This is a genomic window from Sphingomonas sp. BT-65 (assembly GCF_026107375.2).
In the GTDB taxonomy this organism is placed as follows: domain Bacteria; phylum Pseudomonadota; class Alphaproteobacteria; order Sphingomonadales; family Sphingomonadaceae; genus Sphingomonas.
This window is the reverse complement of sequence record NZ_JAPCIA010000001.1, coordinates 1604151-1623155: the sequence shown is the minus strand read 5'-3', so window position 1 is coordinate 1623155 and position 19005 is coordinate 1604151. Positions and strand designations below refer to the sequence as shown.

The 19005-nt window shown below is 68.1% G+C and carries 21 protein-coding genes; 14 read left to right on the top strand and 7 right to left on the bottom strand.

What is annotated here, in order from left to right:
* The first annotated feature begins 36 nt into the window (after positions 1–36).
* Positions 37–780: an SDR family NAD(P)-dependent oxidoreductase gene (locus OK349_RS07745; protein WP_265117238.1), complete on the top strand. Its 744-nt coding sequence runs from the start codon at positions 37–39 to the stop codon at positions 778–780.
* A gap of 60 nt (positions 781–840) precedes the next feature.
* On the opposite strand, the gene OK349_RS07740 is transcribed toward OK349_RS07745, so the two are convergent.
* Entirely contained in the window at positions 841–1836 is a 996-nt protein-coding gene (locus OK349_RS07740; protein ID WP_265117237.1) for a C13 family peptidase, read from the bottom strand.
* A gap of 15 nt (positions 1837–1851) precedes the next feature.
* Between OK349_RS07740 and OK349_RS07735 the strand changes: the two genes are divergently transcribed.
* Complete coding sequence (locus tag OK349_RS07735) at positions 1852–2097, top strand: type II toxin-antitoxin system RelE/ParE family toxin (protein ID WP_265117236.1); 246 nt, start codon at positions 1852–1854, stop codon at positions 2095–2097.
* A 40-nt stretch (positions 2098–2137) separates the two neighbouring features.
* Here OK349_RS07735 and sdhA read toward each other — a convergent pair whose 3' ends face one another.
* The 3 genes from sdhA to sdhC are packed head-to-tail and all read right to left on the bottom strand — an operon-like array spanning position 2138 to position 4799.
* Positions 2138–3940, bottom strand: a complete 1803-nt coding sequence (sdhA, locus tag OK349_RS07730) for a succinate dehydrogenase flavoprotein subunit (protein ID WP_265117235.1) — start codon at positions 3938–3940, stop codon at positions 2138–2140.
* Positions 3940–4335, bottom strand: coding sequence for a succinate dehydrogenase, hydrophobic membrane anchor protein (sdhD, locus tag OK349_RS07725; RefSeq protein WP_265117234.1), 396 nt, complete (start codon positions 4333–4335; stop codon positions 3940–3942). Before sdhD ends, sdhA begins: the two co-directional genes overlap by 1 nt.
* Positions 4335–4799 carry a succinate dehydrogenase, cytochrome b556 subunit gene (gene sdhC, locus OK349_RS07720; RefSeq protein ID WP_265117233.1) on the bottom strand — a complete coding sequence of 155 codons (465 nt, stop codon included), beginning with the start codon at positions 4797–4799 and terminating at the stop codon, positions 4335–4337. Before sdhC ends, sdhD begins: the two co-directional genes overlap by 1 nt.
* Before the next feature lie 192 nt (positions 4800–4991).
* Between sdhC and OK349_RS07715 the strand changes: the two genes are divergently transcribed.
* From OK349_RS07715 to OK349_RS07675, 9 genes are all read left to right on the top strand, one after another.
* Entirely contained in the window at positions 4992–6335 is a 1344-nt protein-coding gene (locus OK349_RS07715; RefSeq protein ID WP_265117232.1) for a methyl-accepting chemotaxis protein, read from the top strand.
* Between the two features lie 18 nt (positions 6336–6353).
* Positions 6354–7718 carry a methyl-accepting chemotaxis protein gene (locus tag OK349_RS07710; RefSeq protein ID WP_265117231.1) on the top strand — a complete coding sequence of 455 codons (1365 nt, stop codon included), beginning with the start codon at positions 6354–6356 and terminating at the stop codon, positions 7716–7718.
* A 46-nt stretch (positions 7719–7764) separates the two neighbouring features.
* A complete protein-coding gene (locus OK349_RS07705) occupies positions 7765–8466 on the top strand; it encodes an SDR family NAD(P)-dependent oxidoreductase (RefSeq protein WP_265117230.1) in 702 nt (233 codons plus the stop codon).
* Between the two features lie 12 nt (positions 8467–8478).
* Positions 8479–8604: a hypothetical protein gene (locus OK349_RS07700; RefSeq protein ID WP_265117229.1), complete on the top strand. Its 126-nt coding sequence runs from the start codon at positions 8479–8481 to the stop codon at positions 8602–8604.
* Positions 8604–9581 (top strand): 50S ribosomal protein L11 methyltransferase, encoded by a 978-nt coding sequence (locus OK349_RS07695; protein ID WP_265117228.1) that lies wholly within the window; start codon positions 8604–8606, stop codon positions 9579–9581. The genes OK349_RS07700 and OK349_RS07695 overlap by 1 nt, the downstream gene beginning before the upstream one ends.
* Positions 9582–9700: 119 nt before the next feature.
* Positions 9701–11143 (top strand): efflux transporter outer membrane subunit, encoded by a 1443-nt coding sequence (locus OK349_RS07690; RefSeq protein ID WP_265117227.1) that lies wholly within the window; start codon positions 9701–9703, stop codon positions 11141–11143.
* A complete protein-coding gene (locus tag OK349_RS07685) occupies positions 11143–12552 on the top strand; it encodes an efflux RND transporter periplasmic adaptor subunit (protein ID WP_265117226.1) in 1410 nt (469 codons plus the stop codon). Before OK349_RS07690 ends, OK349_RS07685 begins: the two co-directional genes overlap by 1 nt.
* Positions 12461–13258 (top strand): ABC transporter ATP-binding protein, encoded by a 798-nt coding sequence (locus OK349_RS07680; RefSeq protein WP_265117225.1) that lies wholly within the window; start codon positions 12461–12463, stop codon positions 13256–13258. The genes OK349_RS07685 and OK349_RS07680 overlap by 92 nt, the downstream gene beginning before the upstream one ends.
* Positions 13259–13416: 158 nt before the next feature.
* Positions 13417–14625 carry an ABC transporter permease gene (locus OK349_RS07675; RefSeq protein ID WP_265117224.1) on the top strand — a complete coding sequence of 403 codons (1209 nt, stop codon included), beginning with the start codon at positions 13417–13419 and terminating at the stop codon, positions 14623–14625.
* Positions 14626–14630: 5 nt separating this feature from the next.
* Here the strand turns inward: OK349_RS07675 and OK349_RS07670 are convergent, their stop codons facing one another.
* Positions 14631–15200: a nucleotidyltransferase family protein gene (locus OK349_RS07670; protein WP_265117223.1), complete on the bottom strand. Its 570-nt coding sequence runs from the start codon at positions 15198–15200 to the stop codon at positions 14631–14633.
* Between the two features lie 82 nt (positions 15201–15282).
* Here OK349_RS07670 and OK349_RS07665 point away from each other — a divergent pair, with 82 nt between their 5' ends.
* Together OK349_RS07665 and OK349_RS07660 are read left to right on the top strand one after the other, a co-directional pair.
* Positions 15283–16338 (top strand): glycerophosphodiester phosphodiesterase, encoded by a 1056-nt coding sequence (locus tag OK349_RS07665; protein WP_372340541.1) that lies wholly within the window; start codon positions 15283–15285, stop codon positions 16336–16338.
* Positions 16339–16358: 20 nt separating this feature from the next.
* On the top strand, positions 16359–16655 hold the full coding sequence (locus OK349_RS07660; RefSeq protein ID WP_265117222.1) for a hypothetical protein: 297 nt from the start codon (positions 16359–16361) through the stop codon (positions 16653–16655).
* On the opposite strand, the gene OK349_RS07655 is transcribed toward OK349_RS07660, so the two are convergent.
* Both OK349_RS07655 and OK349_RS07650 read right to left on the bottom strand, forming a co-directional pair.
* Positions 16652–17374 carry a GPI inositol-deacylase gene (locus OK349_RS07655; protein ID WP_265117221.1) on the bottom strand — a complete coding sequence of 241 codons (723 nt, stop codon included), beginning with the start codon at positions 17372–17374 and terminating at the stop codon, positions 16652–16654. The two genes, OK349_RS07660 and OK349_RS07655, sit on opposite strands and share 4 nt — an antisense overlap.
* Positions 17371–18087, bottom strand: a complete 717-nt coding sequence (locus tag OK349_RS07650; RefSeq protein WP_265117220.1) for a TIGR02117 family protein — start codon at positions 18085–18087, stop codon at positions 17371–17373. The genes OK349_RS07655 and OK349_RS07650 overlap by 4 nt, the downstream gene beginning before the upstream one ends.
* Positions 18088–18112: 25 nt before the next feature.
* Here OK349_RS07650 and phhA point away from each other — a divergent pair, with 25 nt between their 5' ends.
* Positions 18113–18979 carry a phenylalanine 4-monooxygenase gene (gene phhA / locus OK349_RS07645; RefSeq protein ID WP_265117219.1) on the top strand — a complete coding sequence of 289 codons (867 nt, stop codon included), beginning with the start codon at positions 18113–18115 and terminating at the stop codon, positions 18977–18979.
* Positions 18980–19005 lie beyond the last annotated feature (26 nt).

The following is a 19005-nucleotide window of genomic DNA, read 5'->3' as shown; positions in this document are numbered from 1 at the left end:
GGCGAAGCGACCGGCTGGGGACCGGAGATTTGGGAAATGTCGAAGAAACTTGCAGGCAAGCGCGCGCTGGTGACGGGCGGATCGCGTGGAATTGGCGCGGCGATCGCCAAACGGCTGGCCGAGGACGGCGCCGATGTCGTCATCACCTATGCCGGCAATCACGATGGCGCCAAGGCGAGCGTCGCGGCGATCGAGGCGCAAGGCGTCAAGGGCAAGGCGATACGAGCCGATGCGGCTGATCCTGTCGCGGTGAAGGCGGCGGTCGACGAAGCCGCGGCGACCTTGGGCGGGATCGACATCCTCGTCCACAATGCTGGCGTCGCCGGCTTCACCGGGGTCGATCAGGAGAGCATCGAGACGTTCCGCCGGATCTTTGCGGTCAATGTCGACGGCGTGGTCGCAGGGACGGTCGCCGCGGTGCCGCATCTCACCGACGGCGGACGCGTCATCATCACGGGCAGCGTGATGGGCGACGCCTCGATGTTCCCGGGCGCCGCGACCTATGCGGCCAGCAAGTCGGCGGTGCAGGGTCTCGCCCGCGGCTGGGCGCGCGATCTCGCCCCGCGCGGCATCCTGGTCAATGTGATCCAGCCCGGGCCGATCGACACCGACATGAACCCCGCGGACGGCGAGATGGCCGCGTCGTTGCTGCCGACGATCCCGCTCGGGCGCTATGGACGGGGCGAAGAGGTGGCTGCGCTCGCCGCCTTCCTGGCCAGCGACGATTCCTCGTACATCACCGGCACGACGATCGACGTCGACGGCGGCACGACCGCCTAAGATCATATCGAGTGCGAGGCCGAGGTTGTACCTCCTCGGCCTCGATATGCCAGTTGGCGCCTAGCGCTGCAGGTCCTTGAGGCTGTCGACCGAGGGGCGGCCGACCGGCTGGGTCGCGGCCTTGGGCATGCGCGCCTCGAGCGGGGTGAGCCAGGCCTGGACTTCGACGCCCACGCTCTGTTGCGGCAGCGAGGGCTTGAGGTTGCCCTGCTTCTCCCATCCGTCGATCAGGGCGACCGCCTCGGTCATCGCCTGTCCGAGCGGCTGGGGCTTGCGCAGCGCGCGGTTGATGAGGGCGTCGCCGAAGAAGGTCCAGTCATTCTCAGCGATGCAGCCGAACGAGGAGCGGTCGGATGAGGCGGCGCTGACGATTGCGGTCTGCGGGCCGGACAGAACAGGGACGAACACTCCGGAGTAGCAGGCGCTGACGATCAGCAGGCGGCGATGGATGCCGGATTCGTTCAGCAGCCGCGCGAGCCGGTTGGGCGAGATCGCGCCCCAACCCTCGTTGCCGTCATTGTAGACGATGCCGAACGGCGCGCCGTGACTGGTGGTGTAGAGGACGAGCACGTCCTCCGCCGGATTCATCTGCTCGGCGATGCGGCCGAGCACGGCCTCGACATTCTGCGGCGAGCCCATCGGCAGCGCGCTCGGCCCTGCGCCGTCGGTACCGGCCAGCGTGATCGTGCGCCCGGCGGCGTCGTAGCGCCGCGTGAGGACCTTCGCGGCCTCGCGCGCCTCGCGGCCGAATACCGGATCGCTGTCGAGTGCGACCGAGAGGACATAGGCATCGACCACGCCCTTGCGCTGGGGTGCGAGGGTGGCGAGTGCCTTGGCGAGGCGGCGGTGCTCGGCGAGGGCGTGTGCCGCGGGGCGATCGCGCTCGATCTGGGTGCCGCCATCGGCCTGCTGGACCACCTCCAGCGGGGTCGAACGCGCGACGCCGGGCGGGGGCGGGGCGGTGTGCTGAGGCGGGGCGTAGGGTTGTTGCTGTTGGGCGGCCGATACAGGAAGAAGCGCGAGCAGTGCGGTGAGTGACAGCAACGAGCGGCGCATCGTGATCCCCCGGTGGTGGTGGAACTTAAGTGGATGCGGAACGCGGAAGGTCAAGCGGTTCGGGCCTTTTCGCTGATGGGCGTGGCGCAGGACTGGCTGCACCCCGGACTGCGCCGCGTGGGCGAAGCTAGCCACAGCATCTATTATCTGCCGACAGACGATGCCGTGCTGGTCGTCCGCGTCCTTCACGAGCGAATGGATGTGACGCGCATGCGCATGACCTTGCAAAGCCCCGCTGGCGAATATCGACCTGAGATTTGACGAACGGGGCGCCGGCCGCGCGATGGCGACCGACGACGCCTCAATACACCCGCTTCTTCGGCTTGATATACTCGATCTCGTCGGTGAGTGTGTAGTCGTGCACCGGGCGATAGGCGATCTGCGTCGCGCCGCCCTTGCCGCCCCAGCCTTCGAACGTCGCGACGGTATGCTTCATCCAGTTGGCATCGTCGCGCTCGGGGAAATCCTCGTGCATGTGCGCGCCGCGCGATTCCTTGCGGTTCTCGGCGCCCTTGATCGTCACCAGCGCCTGGCCGATCAGATTGTCGAGCTCGAGCGTCTCGATCAGGTCGGTGTTCCAGATCAGCGAGCGGTCGGTGACGTCGATGTCCGCCATCCGCTTGTAGACTTGGTCCATGTGCTGGACGCCCTCCGCCAGCAGCGCGGAATCGCGGAACACGGCGCAGTGGCGCTGCATCGTCTTCTGCATATCGGCGCGAACCTGCGCGGTGGGCGAGCCGCCCTTGGCGTTGCGGAAATGATCGAGGCGGGTGAGCGCGAATTCCTCCGAGCCCGCGGGCAGCGGGTTGTGCGGCGTGCCGGGCTTGAGCGTCTCCTTGAGGCGTAGGCCGGTGGCGCGGCCGAACACGACGAGATCGATCAGCGAGTTCGAGCCGAGGCGGTTGGCGCCATGGACCGAGACGCATGCCGCTTCGCCGACGGCGAACAGGCCGGGAACGACCGCATCGGGGTTGCCGTCGCGCAGCTGGACGACCTCGCCATGATAGTTGGTCGGGACGCCGCCCATATTATAGTGGACCGTCGGGACCACCGGCAGCGGCTTCTTGGTCAGGTCGACGCCGGCGAAGATCTTGCCGGTCTCGGTGATGCCGGGCAGGCGCTCGTGCAGCACCTTGGGATCGATATGGTCGAGGTGGAGGAAGATATGGTCCTTCTCCTTGCCGACGCCGCGGCCCTCGCGGATCTCCATCGCCATCGAGCGCGCGACGACGTCGCGGCTGGCAAGGTCCTTGGCCGAGGGGGCGTAGCGCTCCATGAAGCGCTCGCCCTCGGAATTGGTGAGGTAGCCGCCCTCGCCGCGCGCACCCTCGGTGATCAGCACACCCGCGCCGTAGATGCCGGTCGGGTGGAACTGGACGAACTCCATGTCCTGGAGTGCGATTCCGGCTCGGAGCGCCATGCCGTTACCGTCGCCGGTGCAGGTGTGCGCCGAGGTCGCCGACTGATAGACGCGGCCGCCGCCGCCGGTGGCGAGCACCACGGCGTGACTGCGGAAACGGTGGATCGAGCCGTCCTCCATGCACATGGCGATGACGCCGCGGCAGGCCCCGTTCTCCATGATCAGGTCGAGCGCGAAATATTCGATGAAGAAGTCGGCGTCATACTTCAGGCTCTGCTGGTAGAGCGCGTGGAGCATGGCGTGGCCGGTGCGGTCGGCCGCGGCGCAGGTGCGCTGCACCGGGGGGCCTTCGCCCATATTCTGCATGTGACCGCCGAACGGGCGCTGGTAGATCGTGCCGTTGTCGTTGCGGCTGAACGGCACGCCGGCATGTTCGAGCTCGATCACGGCCGCAGGCGCCTCGCGCACCATATACTCGATCGCGTCCTGGTCGCCGAGCCAGTCCGAACCCTTGACGGTGTCGAACATGTGCCAGGTCCAGTGGTCGGGCGAGTTGTTGCCGAGGCTCGCGGCGATGCCGCCCTGGGCGGCCACGGTGTGGCTGCGCGTCGGGAACACCTTGGTGATGCAGGCGGTCTTGAGGCCGGCCTCGGCGCAGCCCATCGTCGCGCGCAGACCTGATCCGCCCGCGCCCACGACCACCGCGTCATAGGTGTGATCGATGATCTTGTACGCGGCAGACATTATGCGGCGGCTCCGGCGGCGGCGGTGAAGGCGATCTTGAGGATCGAGAAGATCGCGAAGACCCCCGCGGCGATGGCGAAGAAGTTGAGCAGCACCATCAGCACGATACGCGACTCGTCATGCTGATAGTCCTCGATCACCACCTGCAGGCCGAGGCGGAAGTGATAGAAGACGGTAATCACCAGCAGGATCATCGGCACCGCGGCGAGCGGCGAGGACAGCCAGGCCTGGACGGTGGTGTAGCCGAGGTCGGGCAGCAGGACGAGGCTGACGATCAGCCACAGCATGAGCACTAGGTTGGCGCCCGCGGTCAGCCGCTGCTGCCACCAGTGGTGCGTGCCCTCATGCGCCGAGCCGAGGCCGCGGACGCGGCCGATCGAGGTTCCGTTGCCCATTATTTCGTCTCCACCGCGATCGGCGCGTTCTCGACCGGCTTCGCGGTCAGCTGGCCGTAGCTCAGATATCCCCACAGCACCGCGGTCAGCAGCACCGAGATCACGATCGTCAGAATCGCGAAGCTCTTGTTCGCCTGGAGCTCGAACGAGGCGCCCGCATCCATCACGAAATGGCGGATACCGCTCATCATGTGCTGGAAGAAGCTGAGCGTCAGGCCGATGCCGAGAATGTAGCCCGCGATGTTGGGCGCGCCCGAGGCATAGGTGAGCAGGTCCATGAAGTCGGCATAGGTCTTTTCACCTCCCGCCAGCGCGGCAAGCCACCAGAGGAGGACGATCACGCCGACCGTCGCCATGCCGGTGCCGGTGACGCGGTGGAGGATCGAGACCAGCATGTGCGGGCCCCATTTCCAGACCTGGAGATGGGGCGAGAGCGGGCGGTTTTCGTTGCGGGCCGATGCCAAGGCGTGGGTTCCCCTCAAGGTTTGCGGCCTAATGAGACAGAGCGGCGGGCGATGCAAGCCGCAACACAGGCGCATGACTAACCCGCTTTTAACCGTTGCGCGTTACGCGAGTGAAAGGGCCGGGAATGTCTCTCGGCCCGGGGCAATCATTATGGGTGAGTTTCCGTGAGCGATTCCGCATCGAACAAACAGATGCCACCGGTCGGAAGCGTCAGCCCGACGATCGACCTGCGCGAACGCCTGCGCCTGTTCGACCTGACCGACGCAGATCTCGCCATGACGCACAGGCTGTGGGCAGCGATCGAGCCCGAGGCGGCGGTGGTCGCTGCGGCGCACTGGGAGCAGTGGCAGCGTTTCTATGGCGACCGCCAGAGCTTCGCGCAGCACGACCATGACCGGATGATCGAGCTCGGCATGGCCTATCTGCGCAACCGCTACACCAACCTCGCGGGACTGGACTGGGTGCAGTCGGCCGAGCGTACCGTCGCCGCCGCTTATGCGCAGAATGTGTCGCTCACCGCGATCCTCTCGATGACCGATGCGGGCGGGCGCGCGACGCTCGACATCCTCAACCGGCGTCTGCCGGCGGGATCGCCCGAGCTGTCGCAGATGATCGATCTGCTCTTCCGTCTGCGCTCGATGGAGTGCGAGGTCTATACCGCGCTCTATTCGGCCTATTACGAATTCAACGCGCGCGCGGCGCGCGACCGGCTGGCCGCCGAGTTCCGCGAATCGATCGGTATCACGGTCGAGCAGGCGACGCGCGACGGCGAGGCACTGCGTGCGCAGGCAACGCTCACCTCGGGCGCGACTCGCGGGATGCTGGGCAAGGCGTCGGAGGTTGCGGCGGCGGCGGAGCAGTCGGCGGTGGCGATGCGCGAGGCGGCGCACACCGCGGCGGGTCTGATCCGCGCGATTGAGGATGCGCGCAGCGAGGTGGAAGCCGCCGCGGGGATCGCGACGCGCGCTTCGGCGCAGGCGGGCGAGGCAGTGGCGATGAGCGAGATGCTGTCGGACCATGCCAAGTCGATCGAATCGATCCTGGGGCTGATCCGCGACATCGCCGGGCAGACCAATCTCCTCGCGCTCAACGCGACGATCGAGGCGGCACGCGCCGGGGATGCCGGCCGTGGCTTCGCGGTGGTCGCGCAGGAAGTGAAGTCTCTCGCCAACCAGACCGCGCGCGCGACCGACGACATCGCCGCCAAGATCGCGGCGATCCAGTCGGCGACCAAGGGCACGGTCGATACCAACGCCTCGATCCGCGACACGGTGATGGAGGTGCAGGCCAGCGCCGACCGCATCCGCACCGCGATGGAGATCCAGGCGCAGACCGTGACCGCGATCACCGCCGCGGTCGACGAGACCGCGCTCGCCGCGGACTCCATGTCCGCCACCATCGGCGCCATCCGCGAGGATACCGAGGCGGTCGCGAGCGAGATCGACCGTGTCGGGCAGGGCTTCGCCGCGCTCGACGGGCAGCTTGGCACCCTGAGGAACAGCGCGGGCGAGTTCGTCGCAAAAGTCGCTGCATAAGAATTATGGAGAGAATGCATGGCCGCAGCGAAGGAGCTCGGCCAGTGGAGCGGCCGCGACCGCCCCATTGGCGAACGGATCCGCGACTATGACTGGGATGGCGCGATCGCGGCGGGCTGCGCGGACATCGCCGCGCTGATCGGCGACGATTTCGAGACCGTCTCGCAAGCCTTCTGGGACCATTATCTCTCGCTCGAGGCGACGGCGCATGTGCGCGACTATTTCACCGGCCAGCGGATGCGCGACCAGGTCCGCGCCAGCGCCGAGTATATGGCCTGCAAGTTCAAGCGCCCGTTCGACGAGGCGTGGCTGAAGATGGCGTCGAAGCATGCCGACGACGCGCATCGCGCGCGGATCCCGCTCTCGGCGCTGCTCTCCGCCTTCGCCTACGCGCATACCCGTACGCACGGCATCATCCGCGACCGGCTGAGTGACGATCCGGTCCGTTTCAGTCGTCTCGTGGACGTGGCGCAACGCATGTCGCTGCTCGAGGCCGACTTCATGGCCTCGCAGCTCGGCGCGCGCGATGCCGAGCTGGCGCGCGGCGAGCGCCAGGCGCGGTCCGAGCAGTTCCGCGGTGAGATCGCCGGGACGATCGATCTGACCACCGCGCTCGGCTCCAAGGTGCGCGAGCAGGCGCGCGGCGCGGCGGATTCGACTCGCGGGATGCTGGGCAAGGCGTCGGAGGTTGCGGCGGCGGCGGAGCAGTCGGCGGTGGCGATGCGCGAGGCGGCGCACACCGCGGCGGGCCTGATCCGGGCGATTGAGGATGCGCGCAGCGAGGTGGAAGCCGCCGCGCGGATCGCGACGCGCGCTTCGGCGCAGGCGGGCGAAGCGGTGGCGATGAGCGAGATGCTCTCCGACCACGCCAAGTCGATCGAATCGATCCTGGGGCTGATCCGCGACATTGCCGGGCAGACCAATCTCCTCGCGCTCAACGCGACGATCGAGGCGGCACGCGCCGGGGATGCCGGCCGCGGCTTCGCGGTGGTCGCGCAGGAAGTGAAGTCTCTCGCCAACCAGACCGCGCGCGCGACCGACGACATCGCCGCCAAGATCGCGGCGATCCAATCGGCGACCAAGGGCACGGTCGACACCAACGCCTCGATCCGCGACACGGTGATGGAGGTGCAGGCCAGCGCCGACCGCATCCGCACCGCGATGGAGATCCAGGCGCAGACCGTGACCGCGATCACCGCCGCGGTCGACGAGACCGCGCTTGCCGCCGACTCCATGTCCGCCACCATCGGCGCCATCCGCGAGGATACCAAGAGCGTCGCCGGGGAGATCGACACGCTCCAGCATGAGTTCGGCGCGATCGATGAGCGATTGAACCAGCTCAGCGACGCCGCGGGCAGCTTCTCGGCCTCGGTCGCGGCGTAAGCGCGCCGTCTCGACTTCGCCCGATCCGGGCGGGTAGAGAATGGGGATGACGATCCATATCCTGGTCACCGGCAGCAGCCGGGGCATCGGCGCGGCGATTCTCAAGGCGATCGACCTCCCGACCGTGAAGGCGGTGGGGCAGGGGACGCGGAGCGGGCTGCCGGCCGACTTCACCGATCCCGCCGCGCCGCGCGCGCTGTGGGACGCGGCGCTCGATGCGCTCGACGGGCGGATCGACGTGCTGGTCAACAATGCGGGGATCTTCGAGGCGGCGCCGGTCGAGCTCGACGAGGACGACTGGCTCGACGCCTGGGAGCGGACGATGCGCGTCAACCTGACCGCTGCGGCGCAGCTCTCGCGGCTCGCGGTGCGGCACTGGCAGGCGCGCGGCAGCGGGGGACGTATCGTCAACATCGCCAGCCGCGCCGCCTATCGCGGCGACAGCCCGGCACACTGGCATTATGCCGCGTCCAAGGCCGGGATGGTCGGGATGACCAAGAGCATCGCCCGCGGCTTCGCGCGCGAGGGCATCCTCGCCTTCGCGATCTGCCCCGGCTTCACCATGACTGGAATGGCCGACGAGTATATGGCGAGCCGCGGCGGGGATAAGCTGCTCGCCGACATCCCCCTCGGCCGCGTCGCGATGCCCGAAGAGGTGGCGACGATGGCGCGGTTCTGCGCGCTCGAGGCTCCCGCCTCGATGACCGGCGCGGTGCTCGACGTGAACGGGGCGAGCTACGTTCGATAAGGGGAGGTGGGCATGACCGACACGGGGAAGCAAAGCGGCGGGGCGGGACGAGTCCTGATCTGGATCTTCGCGGGCGTCGGCCTGCTGGCGGCGATCGCGGTGATCTGGCTCGCGGCGATGCTCACTGGAGTCTCCTGATGACCAGCTGGAAGGTCATCCTGCCCTGCACCCGCGACGAGGCGGAGGCGATCGGCTTCGAGGGCGCCGAACTGCTCGGCATCGAGCCCGCGCCGGTGCTGCTGACCAGCGAGACCATCCCGGACGACCCGCTTGCCTGGCAGCTCGAAGCCTTTTTCGAGGCCAAGCCTGGCAAGGCCGAGATCACCGCGCTGCGCATGCTGGTGCCGAGCGCGGGCGAGGCCAAGGCAGTCACGGAGAAGCTGCCCGACGCGGACTGGGTGACGCTGAGCCAGGCGGGGATCGAGCCGGTCCACGCCGGCCGCTTCTACGTCCACACCGCGAGCAACAAGGGCGAGGTGCCGGAAGGCGCCAAGGCCTTCCAGATCGAAGCCGGGCGCGCCTTCGGCACCGGCACGCACGAGACCACCAGCGGCTGCCTGCTCACGCTCGACGCGATGCGCGCGCGGGGCGAGGTGGTGCGCAACCTGCTCGATATCGGCACCGGCACCGGGTTGCTCGCCTTCGCCGCGATGCATTTGTGGCCGCGCGCCTATGCGACGGCATCGGACATCGATTCCGTCGCGGTCGAGGTGACGCGCGAGAACGCCGCTGCCAACGGCGTGGAGCTGGGCGACGGCGCGGGCCAGCTCGCGCTCGCCGCGGCGCCGGGGCTCGAGCACCCGCTGCTGATCGGCCGTGCGCCCTATGATCTGATCATCGCCAACGTGCTCGCCGGGCCGCTGATCGAGCTGGCGCCGAGCATTGCGGCGGCGCTCTCCGAGGGTGGGACGCTGGTGCTCGCTGGGCTGCTCGACACCCAGGCCGAGCGCGTCGCGCATGCCTATCGCCGCCAGGGGCTGCGGCTCGCGGGCCGGATTCCGAGGGGCGACTGGCCCGCGCTGCGGCTGCGCAAGCGCATGCGCTATGGCTGGGACCGGGTGTCGCGGCCGGGGGCCGATGGCCTCGGATTGGCGCCGGGTTTCGGGAGCTGGTGAGGCCTGGGCTGAACCCCAGGCAACTACATCGTTTCGGACGCGTTCAGGCGTATCGCATACAATTTGCGACAATGTTTTGATGGACGCGCGCGCCGCTGCTGCCCAGTTTTGGAGCCATGATGAACCGTCCGACAATCCTGACGATGCTGATCGCCGTGCCGCTCGCGGGCTGCGCGGTCGGCCTGGATTACCGGCCGAAGGGCGCGTCCGAGCTCGGCGTGCCGGCGGCCTATTCGGTCGAGGCGCAGCAGGCGGCGCAGGCGGATCTGCGCCAGTGGTGGACCGCGTTCAACGATCCATTGCTCACGCAACTGGTCGGGCAGGCGGCGACGCAGAATCTCGATGTGGCGCAGGCGGTCGTGCGATTGCGCCAGGCGCGCGAGGCGCTGGTCCAGTCGCGCGCCTCGCTCCTTCCCGACGTCAGCGCGAGCGCCGGGGCGTCGCGGACCGAGGGGATCACCGGCGCATCGGGCGGCAACAGCAGCTTCTCGCTCGGCGCCGACGTCAACTATCAGGCCGACCTGTTCGGCGGGGTGCGCCGGGGCGTTGAGGCGAGCCGCGCGCAGCTCGAAGCGAGCGGCTATGACTATGCGACGGTGCTGGTCTCGATCCAGGGTGAGATCGCGCGCAACTACATCCTCGCGCGGGCCGCGCAGGCGCAACTCGCCAATGCGCGGGATAGCCTGGCGATTCAGGACGACAATCTCGAGATCGCCGGGTTCCGTGTGCAGGCCGGGCTCGTCTCCTCGCTCGACCAGGAACAGGCGCGCGCCAGCCGGGCGCAGACCGCGGCGTCGATTCCGTCGATCGAGGCAAGCTACAACAGCGCGGTCTCGCGGCTGGGCGTGCTCACCGGCCAGGCGCCCGGCGCGCTCAAGGGCGAGATGGAGGCGGTGCGCCCCGTGCCGCAGGGCCCGGGGGCGATCGCGGTCGGCATCCCGGCCGACACGCTGCGCCAGCGCCCCGATGTCCGCTCGGCCGAACGCAATCTCGCGTCCGCGGTGGCGCAGATCGGCGTCGCGGAGGCGCAGCTCTATCCCTCACTGTCGCTCGGCGGGAGCATCGACGCGGGTGCGTCGAACCTCGGCAGCATCTTTGACGTGATCACCGGACGCGTCTTCGCAAGCATCGCGCAGACGATCTTCGACGCCGGCCGCACGCGATCGCAGGTCCGCTCGGCGCAGGCTGGGGCGGACGGCGCGTTTGTCGCCTACAAGCAGACCGTGCTGACCGCGGTCGAGGATGTCGAGAACGCGATCGTCGCACTGCAGACCGCGCAGCGCCGCGAGCGCGAGTTCGTGATCGCGCTCGACGCGGCGAACAACAGCGCAATTCTCTCGCGCAGCTCGTACCGCGCCGGGCTCGCCGATTTCCTGACGCTCAGCCAGAGCGAGGCCTCGCTGATTTCGGCGCGCAACGGCCTGCTCCAGGCGCGCTCGGACCAGGCCTCGGCGCTGATCCAGCTCTATCTCGCGCTCGGCGGCGGCTGGGATGCCGGCGCCGTGCCCACCCCGCAGAGTGTTCCCGCGCCCGCGACCCTCTCCACGACCGGACAAAACTGATGGCCGATGCGAATCCCAACCCCAAGCTCGACGAATTCCTCGGCGGCAGGGTGACTCCGCCATGGCAGCGCTACGCCAAATGGGTCGCGCTGGTGCTGGTGGTGATCGCGGTCGCGTTCGGCCTGTGGCGCTATTTCGGGACCAGCGAGACGGGCGGCTATGCGACGCAGAAGGTCGACCGCGGCGCGCTCACCGTCACCGTCTCGGCCACCGGCAAGCTCGCCCCGACCAACCAGGTGCAGGTCGGCTCGGAGCTGTCGGGCCTGATCACTAAGGTGATGGTGGATGTGAACGATCGTGTCACCGCGGGCCAGACGCTCGCGCTGATCGATCAGTCGCGGCTCAACGACACGATCCAGCAGGGTGAGGCCGCGGTCGCCGCGGCGCAGGCGACCGTCGCGCAGAACCAGGCGACGGTGACCGAGTCGCGCAGCCAGCTCGCCCGCTTTGAGGAAGTGAGCCGCCTGTCGGGCGGGCGCGTGCCGGCCAAGACCGAGATGGACAATGCCCGCGCCGCGGTTGCCCGCGCGCAGGCGACATTGCGCGCTAGCCAGGCGCAGGTCGTCTCGCAGCAGGCGGCGCTGCGCTCCAACGTCACCCAGCGCGACAAGGCGGTGATCCGCTCGCCCGTCAACGGCGTGGTGCTGGCGCGGCAGGTCGAGCCGGGCCAGACCGTTGCGGCTTCGTTCAACACCCCGACCTTGTTCGTGATCGCCGAGGATTTGGGCGCGATGGAGCTGCAGGTCGCGATCGACGAGGCGGACGTGGGCCAGGTCAAGGACGGGCAGAAGGCGAACTTCACCGTCGACGCGTTCCCCGGGGAGACCTTCCCCGCGACGATCCAGCGAGTCGATGTCGGCTCGAACCTGTCGGCGCAGAGCACCAGCTCGTCCTCGACCAGCACGTCGAGCACGACGGGACAGGTCGTGTCCTATGCCGCGACTCTGAGCGTCGCCAATGCCCAGCAGAAATTGCGCCCGGGCATGACCGCGACGGCGGAGATCGTGACGCTGCAGAAGAACAACGTGCTGCTCGTCCCCAATGCGGCGCTGCGTTTCACGCCCAGCGACGGCAACGCGCAGCAGGCGAGCGGCGGCGGCATGGCGGGCGCGCTCGTGCCGCGGCGCGGTCGCCGCGGCGGCCAGGCGACGGAGAAGTCCGCGACGATCACCCGCGGGGCACGTCAGACCGTCTATGTGAAGGGCGCGGACGGCCAGCCCCAGGCGATCCAGGTCACCACCGGCGATACCAATGGCCAGGTGACCGAGATCCTGTCGGGCGATCTCAAGGAAGGGATGGAGGTCATCACCGGCCAATATGCGGGCGAATCCTCGGGCTCCAGCCAGCGCAAGTCGGGCGGCGGCCAGCGGCGCCAGGGCGGCGGTGGCGGAGGCAATACGGGTGGCTGACGCCGATCCGATCATCCGCCTGCGCGGCGTCACCAAGACCTATGGCGAGGGACCGACCGCCTTCCAGGCGCTGAAGGGGGTCGACCTCGACATCCAGGAGGGCGATTTCGTCGCGGTGATGGGCCCGTCGGGTTCGGGCAAGTCGACGACGATGAATATCCTTGGGTGCCTCGACGTGCCGACTGCGGGGGAGTTCACCTTCAAGGGCGTGCATATCGAGAGGCTCGACCGCGACCAGCGCGCGCTGGTGCGGCGCAAATATCTCGGCTTCGTGTTCCAAGGGTTCAACCTGCTCAGCCGCACCAGCGCGCTCGAGAATGTCGAGCTGCCCTTGCTCTATCGCGGCGAGGACCGGAAGGTGCGCCACGAGCTCGGCATGGCCGCGCTCGACAAGGTCGGGCTCGCCGACTGGTGGGACCACACCCCTGCCGAGCTCTCGGGCGGCCAGCAGCAGCGCGTCGCGATCGCCCGTGCGATCGTCACCAGCCCCGCGGTGCTGCTCGCCGACGAGCCCACCGGCAATCTCGATTCCGAGCGCTCGATCGAGATCATGGAGCTGCTTACCAGCCTCAACAAGAATAGCGGCATCACCGTGCTGATGGTCACGCACGAGGGCGACATGGCGGCGTTCGCTCACACCATCGTCCACTTCAAGGATGGTCTGGTCGAGCGGATCGATGCGGGCAACGGGAAGGTGATGGTGTGAGCCTCCTACCAGTTCTTATTCGTCACCCCGGCCCGCGTGCCGGGGTCCAGCGGGCGGCAAGCGATGTGCGTGAGGCTCGAAATCAGTATGCGCGGATGAGTGGACCCCGGCACGGGGGCCGGGGTGACGACGTTTTCTTGCGTAAGGCTCGCTAGCCAATGCTCGGCACCACGCTCACCCTCGCGATCCGCTCGATCCTGCGCCACAAGCTGCGCTCGTTCCTGACCACGCTCGGCATCATCATCGGCGTCGCCGCGGTGGTGGCGATGGTGACCTTGGGCAAGGCGACCACGGCGGCGGTGCAGCAGCAGATCGCGAGCCTCGGCACCAACATCCTGCAGGTCCGTCCCGGCCAGGGCTTCGGCCGCGGCGGCGGCGGCCCGCGTCCGCCCGATTTCGAGGAGCAGGACGTCGAGGCGGTCAAGGAGCAGGTCGCGGGCGTCACCGCGGTCGCGCCGCAGGCCCAGTCGACCGCGACCGCGATCAACGAGGGCGCCAACTGGTCGACCACGATCAACGGCACGACCAACGACTTCTTCAAGGTCCAGCCCTGGCCGCTGACCGCGGGGCGCACCTTCTCTCCGGCCGAGGAAGCGGCGGGCAAATCGGTGTGCATCATCGGCAACACGGTGCGCCAGAACCTGTTCCGCGGCGAGCGCGCGGTCGGCGCGCGGCTGCGCGTCAACAATGTCTCGTGCGACGTGATCGGCACGCTCTCGACGCGCGGCCAGGCCGGCTTCGGCGGCGACCAGGACGACGTCATCATCATGCCGATCAAGACGGTGCAGCGCCGCTTCACCGGCAACCGTGACATTCGCCTGATGCTGGTCGGCGTTGACCAGGCCTATGACACGCAGCAGGTGCAGTCCGCGCTCACCGACCTGTTGCGCGAGCGGCGGCGGCTGGAGCCGGGCGCGGAGGACAATTTCAACATCTTCGACACCGCCCAGATCAGCGCGACGCTGACCGGCACCACCACCTTGCTGACACAGATCGTCGCGGCGGTCGCCGGGATCAGCCTGATCGTCGGCGGCATCGGCATCATGAACATCATGCTGGTGTCGGTGACCGAGCGCACGCGCGAGATCGGCATCCGCCTCGCCATCGGCGCGATCGCGAGCGAGGTGCTGATGCAGTTCCTGGTCGAGGCGATCGTGCTGTCGATGCTGGGCGGGGTGATCGGGCTGCTGATCGCGCAGCTGGCCATCGCGATCCTCACGCCGCTGATGCAGGTGCCGTGGACGTTCGACCTGCAGATCAACGTCATCGCCTTCCTGATCGCGGCGGCGATCGGGGTGGTGTTCGGCTTCTTCCCAGCGCGGCGCGCGGCGAGCCTCAACCCGATCGACGCGCTGCGGCACGAATAGCGAGGTTAGCCGCGAATCAGGCGGTTCAAATCCTCGACCGTGTCGATATCGACCAGCTCGGCGGGGGAGGTCACGACATGATGGCCGTGCTTGACCAGTGCGCGCGCGCCCATGTCGCCCTCGGTGCGCAGCAGCTCGTCGAAATGGCTGCATCCGAACAGAACCGGTGGACGCGGGATCTCGCCGTCGCTCGACGCCACGATTGCATCGGGCCCCTCGGCGCGGTCGAGCAGGCGGTAGATGTGCGTGGCGGTGACCTTGGGCATGTCGGCCAGCGCGATCAGCACCGCCTCGGCGCCACTCTCGCAGGCCGCTTCCACGCCCAGCCGCAGCGAGCGGCCCATGCCTGCCGCGGGGTCATCATTGTGGATGATGCGGTAGCCGCAGCCGGCGAGGTCCAGCTTGGTTTCTGACACCACTGCGATCCGCTCGCGGAACGGGACCGCCTCGAGCGCGACGACGACGTGCAGCCCGACCGGGCGGCCGAGATAGAGCTGGGTCAGCTTGTCGCCGCCGAACCGCTTGGAGCGGCCCGCGGCGAGCAGCACCAGCGCCACGCGTTCAGCCCCGATCATGCAACTTCCTCGCCATCGGCCTGCCTCTAGACTGTCATCCGAATCGACTAGCCGATCCGAGCGTTTCGAAGGAGATAGGGCGATGGCGGGGATGTGGCGAGCGGCGCTTGCGCTGATTATGGTCGCGGGGCCCGCCGCGGCGAAGGAGACGATCATGCCAGCCGCCAAACCGATCGTCATCGCGCATCGCGGCGCCAGCGGCGAGCGGCCCGAACATACGCTGGCGTCCTACACCCTGGCGATCGAGCAGGGCGCCGACTTCATCGAGCCCGATCTGGTGATGACCAAGGACGGCGAGCTGGTCGCACGGCACGAGAACAACATCGCCGACACCACCGACGTCGCGAGCCACGCCGAGTTCAAGGACCGCAAGACGACCAAGACGATCGACGGGGTCAAGATGACCGGCTGGTTCACCGAGGATTTCACGCTTGCCGAGCTCAAGACACTGCGCGCCAAGGAGCGGCTGCCGCTGCTCCGGCGCGGCAACACGCAATATGACGGCCAGTTCGAGGTGCCGACGCTGCGCGAGGTGATCGCGCTGGCCAAGTCCGCCGCGGTGACGCGCGGGCGTCCGGTCGGCATCTATCCCGAGACCAAGCATCCGAGCTATTTCGCCTCGATCGGCCTGCCGCTGGAGGCGAAGCTGCTCGTTGAGCTCAAGGCGGCGGGCTGGGACCGCGCCGACGCGCCGGTGTTCATCCAGTCGTTCGAGGTGAACAATCTGAAGGCGCTGAGCAAGCAGACCAAGGTGCGCCTGATCCAGCTGCTCGACGCCGAGGGCGGTCCCGCAGACAAGGCGCAGCCGAGCTATGCGGCGATGATCACGCCCGCGGGGCTGAAGGAAATCGCCACCTATGCCGCGGGAATCGGCCCGGCCAAGGTGATGGTGGTAACGAATGACGGCGCCGTCACCCCGCTGGTCGCCGACGCGCACGCCTCCGGGCTCAAGGTCCATCCCTGGACGTTCCGGGCGGAGAATTTCTTCCTGCCCGCGGGGCTTCGCTCAGGCATCAATCCGGCTGGCCATGGGCGGCTGGAGGAGGAGATTTCGCGCCATCTCGCCGCCGGGGTGGATGGTTTCTTCACCGATTACCCTTATCACGGGGTTCAGGCGCGCGATCGGCATTCCCGTTGATCCGCAAGGAGACAGGCGCGATGCGCAAGGGGTTCATATTGGTCGTCGCGACGCTGCCGCTGCTCGCGGGCGGCTGCCTCGCCAAGGCCGCGGTCGATGTCGTCACACTGCCGGTCAAGGCGGTGGGGCAGACCGCCGACTGGGCGACGACGAGCCAGGACGAGGCCGACCGCAACGCCGGGCGCAAGCTGCGCAAACAGGAGGCCCGCGAAGGCCGCGAGCGCAAGAAGCATGAAGAGGCGTGCCGCAAGGATCCGGACAATTGCGGCCCCTATCAGGGCTATCGCGCCGGCGATCCCGAGGGCGACAAGGACTAGGTCTGCCCGTCGCGCGCCAGCGTTTCGGCGATCACGCGGAGGACCTGCGGGCGGAAATGCACGCCGATATGGTTGCTGACCACTTCGATCGCGCGCGCGCCGTCGTGATCACCCTCATGACAGATGCTGCCGTTGACGAAGCCATCGCTGCGGCTCCAGATCGACGTTGCCGGCATCGGCAGCGGCGCGGCCGCTTCGGCGAGCATCGCGCTTGCGGCAGGATCGTCGATCTTCTGGCCGGTCAGCACCTCGAAATGCCGCCAGACATTGGTCGCGGTCGGCGGGCCGGCATAGGGTGACGAGATCGTCACCACTTCGCGGACTAGGTCGGGCCGGCGCTGCGCGGCGACGCGGGCGAGGATGCCGCCGAGGCTGACGCCGATCAGCGTCACCGGCTGCTCGCCGGCCTCGGCATAGACCTGCTCGATCCGCGCAATCAGCCGCTCGACATCAGTGCCGACCGAGCGCACGCCAAGGTTGATGCCCAGCCGCCAGCGCCAGGTGCGATAACCGCGCCCGCGCAGGAAACGGTGCATTGCCGCCATCGACGCGTCGCCATTGGCAAGGCCGGGCAGCAGCAGCAGCGGCCGGCCATCGCCCGGAGGCGTATCTTTGAGGCTGCGCCACTTGGTCGCGAGTTCGGCAAGCGCCCAGGCGAGGCGCGGCGCCTCCGCATAGAAGGAGGATCGCGGCGGCGGCAGGATCTCGGCTTGGGTCATTGCGTGCTCTCCACGGGCAACCATCGCATCACCGTAGATGGAAATGGGGTCCAGCGTCCCATTTTCACCCCCGCCGCGCGAAATGCCTCGCCGGTCCAGGCGTTGCAGGTGCGCACCGCGCTGTAGCTGCCGGTTGCGTCGTAGAAGGCATCGTAACTGCCATAGCCGGGATAACGCGCCGCGCGCCCGTCCGCTCCGGTGCGGAAGCTCGCCTGGATGAAGGCGGCGAGCCGGCGATATTCCTCGGGCCGCAGCATGATCGCCCGTACCTTCGGGCCCTCGGTCGGCTCGGGGATGAAGTCGACATGCATCAGCGTATTTGAGCTGCCGATTGCCGCCTTGAGCACCCGCCCGGGCTTGAGCTCGGACCAGGTCGGCGTGTTGAGGTAGAAGTCGCGGTCGCCCCAGCCGAAGCTGCGCCAGCCATGCCCGGCGAAGCGCGGGTCGCGCAAATCCTCGCCGCGCACGAGGCCGCTCCAGTCCACCCCAGCCCCGCGCACTGGCAGGACGATGCCGGTGTGGACGCCATTGTCCTCGACATAGATGCGGATGCCCTGCTCGGGCTCGCGCCATTCGCCGTTGGCCGGGATCAGCCCGCCGATCCATCCTGCGCCACCATAGCCGAGCAGCAGCAATGCGACCGCAAGCGCCGCGCGGCCAAGCCAGCGCAGCAGCCGCCGCGCAACTTTCTTGCGGGTGCCGTTTTCGTCCATGCCGGACGCATGTTATGAAGGGCGCATGATAAGCGAAACCCATGTTCTCGACCGCCCGCCGGAGGGTGCGGCGGCCGACTGGACGATCCCGCAGGACTGGAACGCCTTCACGCCCGCCGAGCATGCCGTGTGGGACACGCTGTTCGAGCGCCAGATCAAGCTGCTCCCCGGCCGCGCCTCGAAGGCCTATCTCCGTGGCCTCGAGCTGCTCAAGCTGTCCGAATCGGGCATCCCCAATTTCGAGGAGCTTTCCGAGCGGCTGATGAAGCTCACCGGCTGGCAGGTCGTGGCGGTGCCGGGGCTCGTCCCCGACGAGGTGTTCTTCGACCACATGGCCAATCGCCGCTTCGTCGCGGGCAACTTCATCCGCCGCCCGGACCAGCTCGACTATCTCCAGGAGCCGGACGTGTTCCACGACGTGTTCGGCCATGTCCCGATGCTCGCCGACCCGGTGTTCGCCGATTATATGGAGGCCTATGGCCGCGGCGGGCAGCGGGCGATGGAGCTGGGTGCGCTCACGCAGCTCTCGCGCCTCTATTGGTACACCGTCGAGTTCGGACTGATCGAGGAAGCCGAGGGGCTGCGCATCTATGGCTCGGGCATCGTGTCGAGCTTCGGCGAGAGCCGCTTCGCGCTCGACAGCGACAGCCCCAACCGCATCGGCTTTGACCTCAAGCGCGTGATGCGCACCGAATACCGGATCGACGATTTCCAGCAGAATTACTTCGTCATCCCGGGCTTCGACGCGTTGCTCCGCGTCACCGTCGAGACCGATTTTGCACCGCTCTATCGCGAGATTCTGGCGCAGCCCGACATCCCGATCGCCGAGATCGTCGAGGGCGACCGGGTGATCACCCGCGGCACGCAGGAATATGCCCGGTCAAAGGCCTGATCGCGCAACGTTTGTTCGCTTGCGCC

What these genes read in the sequence shown, in the direction of transcription:
- OK349_RS07680 (WP_265117225.1), top strand. Translation starts at nt 12,461, where the DNA reads ATGCGGGCGAATCCTCGGGCTCCAGCCAGCGCAAGTCGGGCGGCGGCC.
- OK349_RS07660 (WP_265117222.1), top strand. Translation starts at nt 16,359, where the DNA reads ATGCGCAAGGGGTTCATATTGGTCGTCGCGACGCTGCCGCTGCTCGCG.
- OK349_RS07715 (WP_265117232.1), top strand. Translation starts at nt 4,992, where the DNA reads ATGCCACCGGTCGGAAGCGTCAGCCCGACGATCGACCTGCGCGAACGC.
- OK349_RS07685 (WP_265117226.1), top strand. Translation starts at nt 11,143, where the DNA reads ATGGCCGATGCGAATCCCAACCCCAAGCTCGACGAATTCCTCGGCGGC.
- sdhA (WP_265117235.1), bottom strand. Translation starts at nt 3,940, where the DNA reads ATGTCTGCCGCGTACAAGATCATCGATCACACCTATGACGCGGTGGTC.
- OK349_RS07740 (WP_265117237.1), bottom strand. Translation starts at nt 1,836, where the DNA reads ATGCGCCGCTCGTTGCTGTCACTCACCGCACTGCTCGCGCTTCTTCCT.
- OK349_RS07670 (WP_265117223.1), bottom strand. Translation starts at nt 15,200, where the DNA reads ATGATCGGGGCTGAACGCGTGGCGCTGGTGCTGCTCGCCGCGGGCCGC.
- OK349_RS07745 (WP_265117238.1), top strand. Translation starts at nt 37, where the DNA reads ATGTCGAAGAAACTTGCAGGCAAGCGCGCGCTGGTGACGGGCGGATCG.
- OK349_RS07655 (WP_265117221.1), bottom strand. Translation starts at nt 17,374, where the DNA reads ATGACCCAAGCCGAGATCCTGCCGCCGCCGCGATCCTCCTTCTATGCG.
- OK349_RS07665 (WP_372340541.1), top strand. Translation starts at nt 15,283, where the DNA reads ATGGCGGGGATGTGGCGAGCGGCGCTTGCGCTGATTATGGTCGCGGGG.
- OK349_RS07650 (WP_265117220.1), bottom strand. Translation starts at nt 18,087, where the DNA reads ATGGACGAAAACGGCACCCGCAAGAAAGTTGCGCGGCGGCTGCTGCGC.
- OK349_RS07700 (WP_265117229.1), top strand. Translation starts at nt 8,479, where the DNA reads ATGACCGACACGGGGAAGCAAAGCGGCGGGGCGGGACGAGTCCTGATC.
- sdhD (WP_265117234.1), bottom strand. Translation starts at nt 4,335, where the DNA reads ATGGGCAACGGAACCTCGATCGGCCGCGTCCGCGGCCTCGGCTCGGCG.
- OK349_RS07690 (WP_265117227.1), top strand. Translation starts at nt 9,701, where the DNA reads ATGAACCGTCCGACAATCCTGACGATGCTGATCGCCGTGCCGCTCGCG.
- OK349_RS07710 (WP_265117231.1), top strand. Translation starts at nt 6,354, where the DNA reads ATGGCCGCAGCGAAGGAGCTCGGCCAGTGGAGCGGCCGCGACCGCCCC.
- OK349_RS07695 (WP_265117228.1), top strand. Translation starts at nt 8,604, where the DNA reads ATGACCAGCTGGAAGGTCATCCTGCCCTGCACCCGCGACGAGGCGGAG.
- OK349_RS07675 (WP_265117224.1), top strand. Translation starts at nt 13,417, where the DNA reads ATGCTCGGCACCACGCTCACCCTCGCGATCCGCTCGATCCTGCGCCAC.
- OK349_RS07705 (WP_265117230.1), top strand. Translation starts at nt 7,765, where the DNA reads ATGACGATCCATATCCTGGTCACCGGCAGCAGCCGGGGCATCGGCGCG.
- phhA (WP_265117219.1), top strand. Translation starts at nt 18,113, where the DNA reads ATGATAAGCGAAACCCATGTTCTCGACCGCCCGCCGGAGGGTGCGGCG.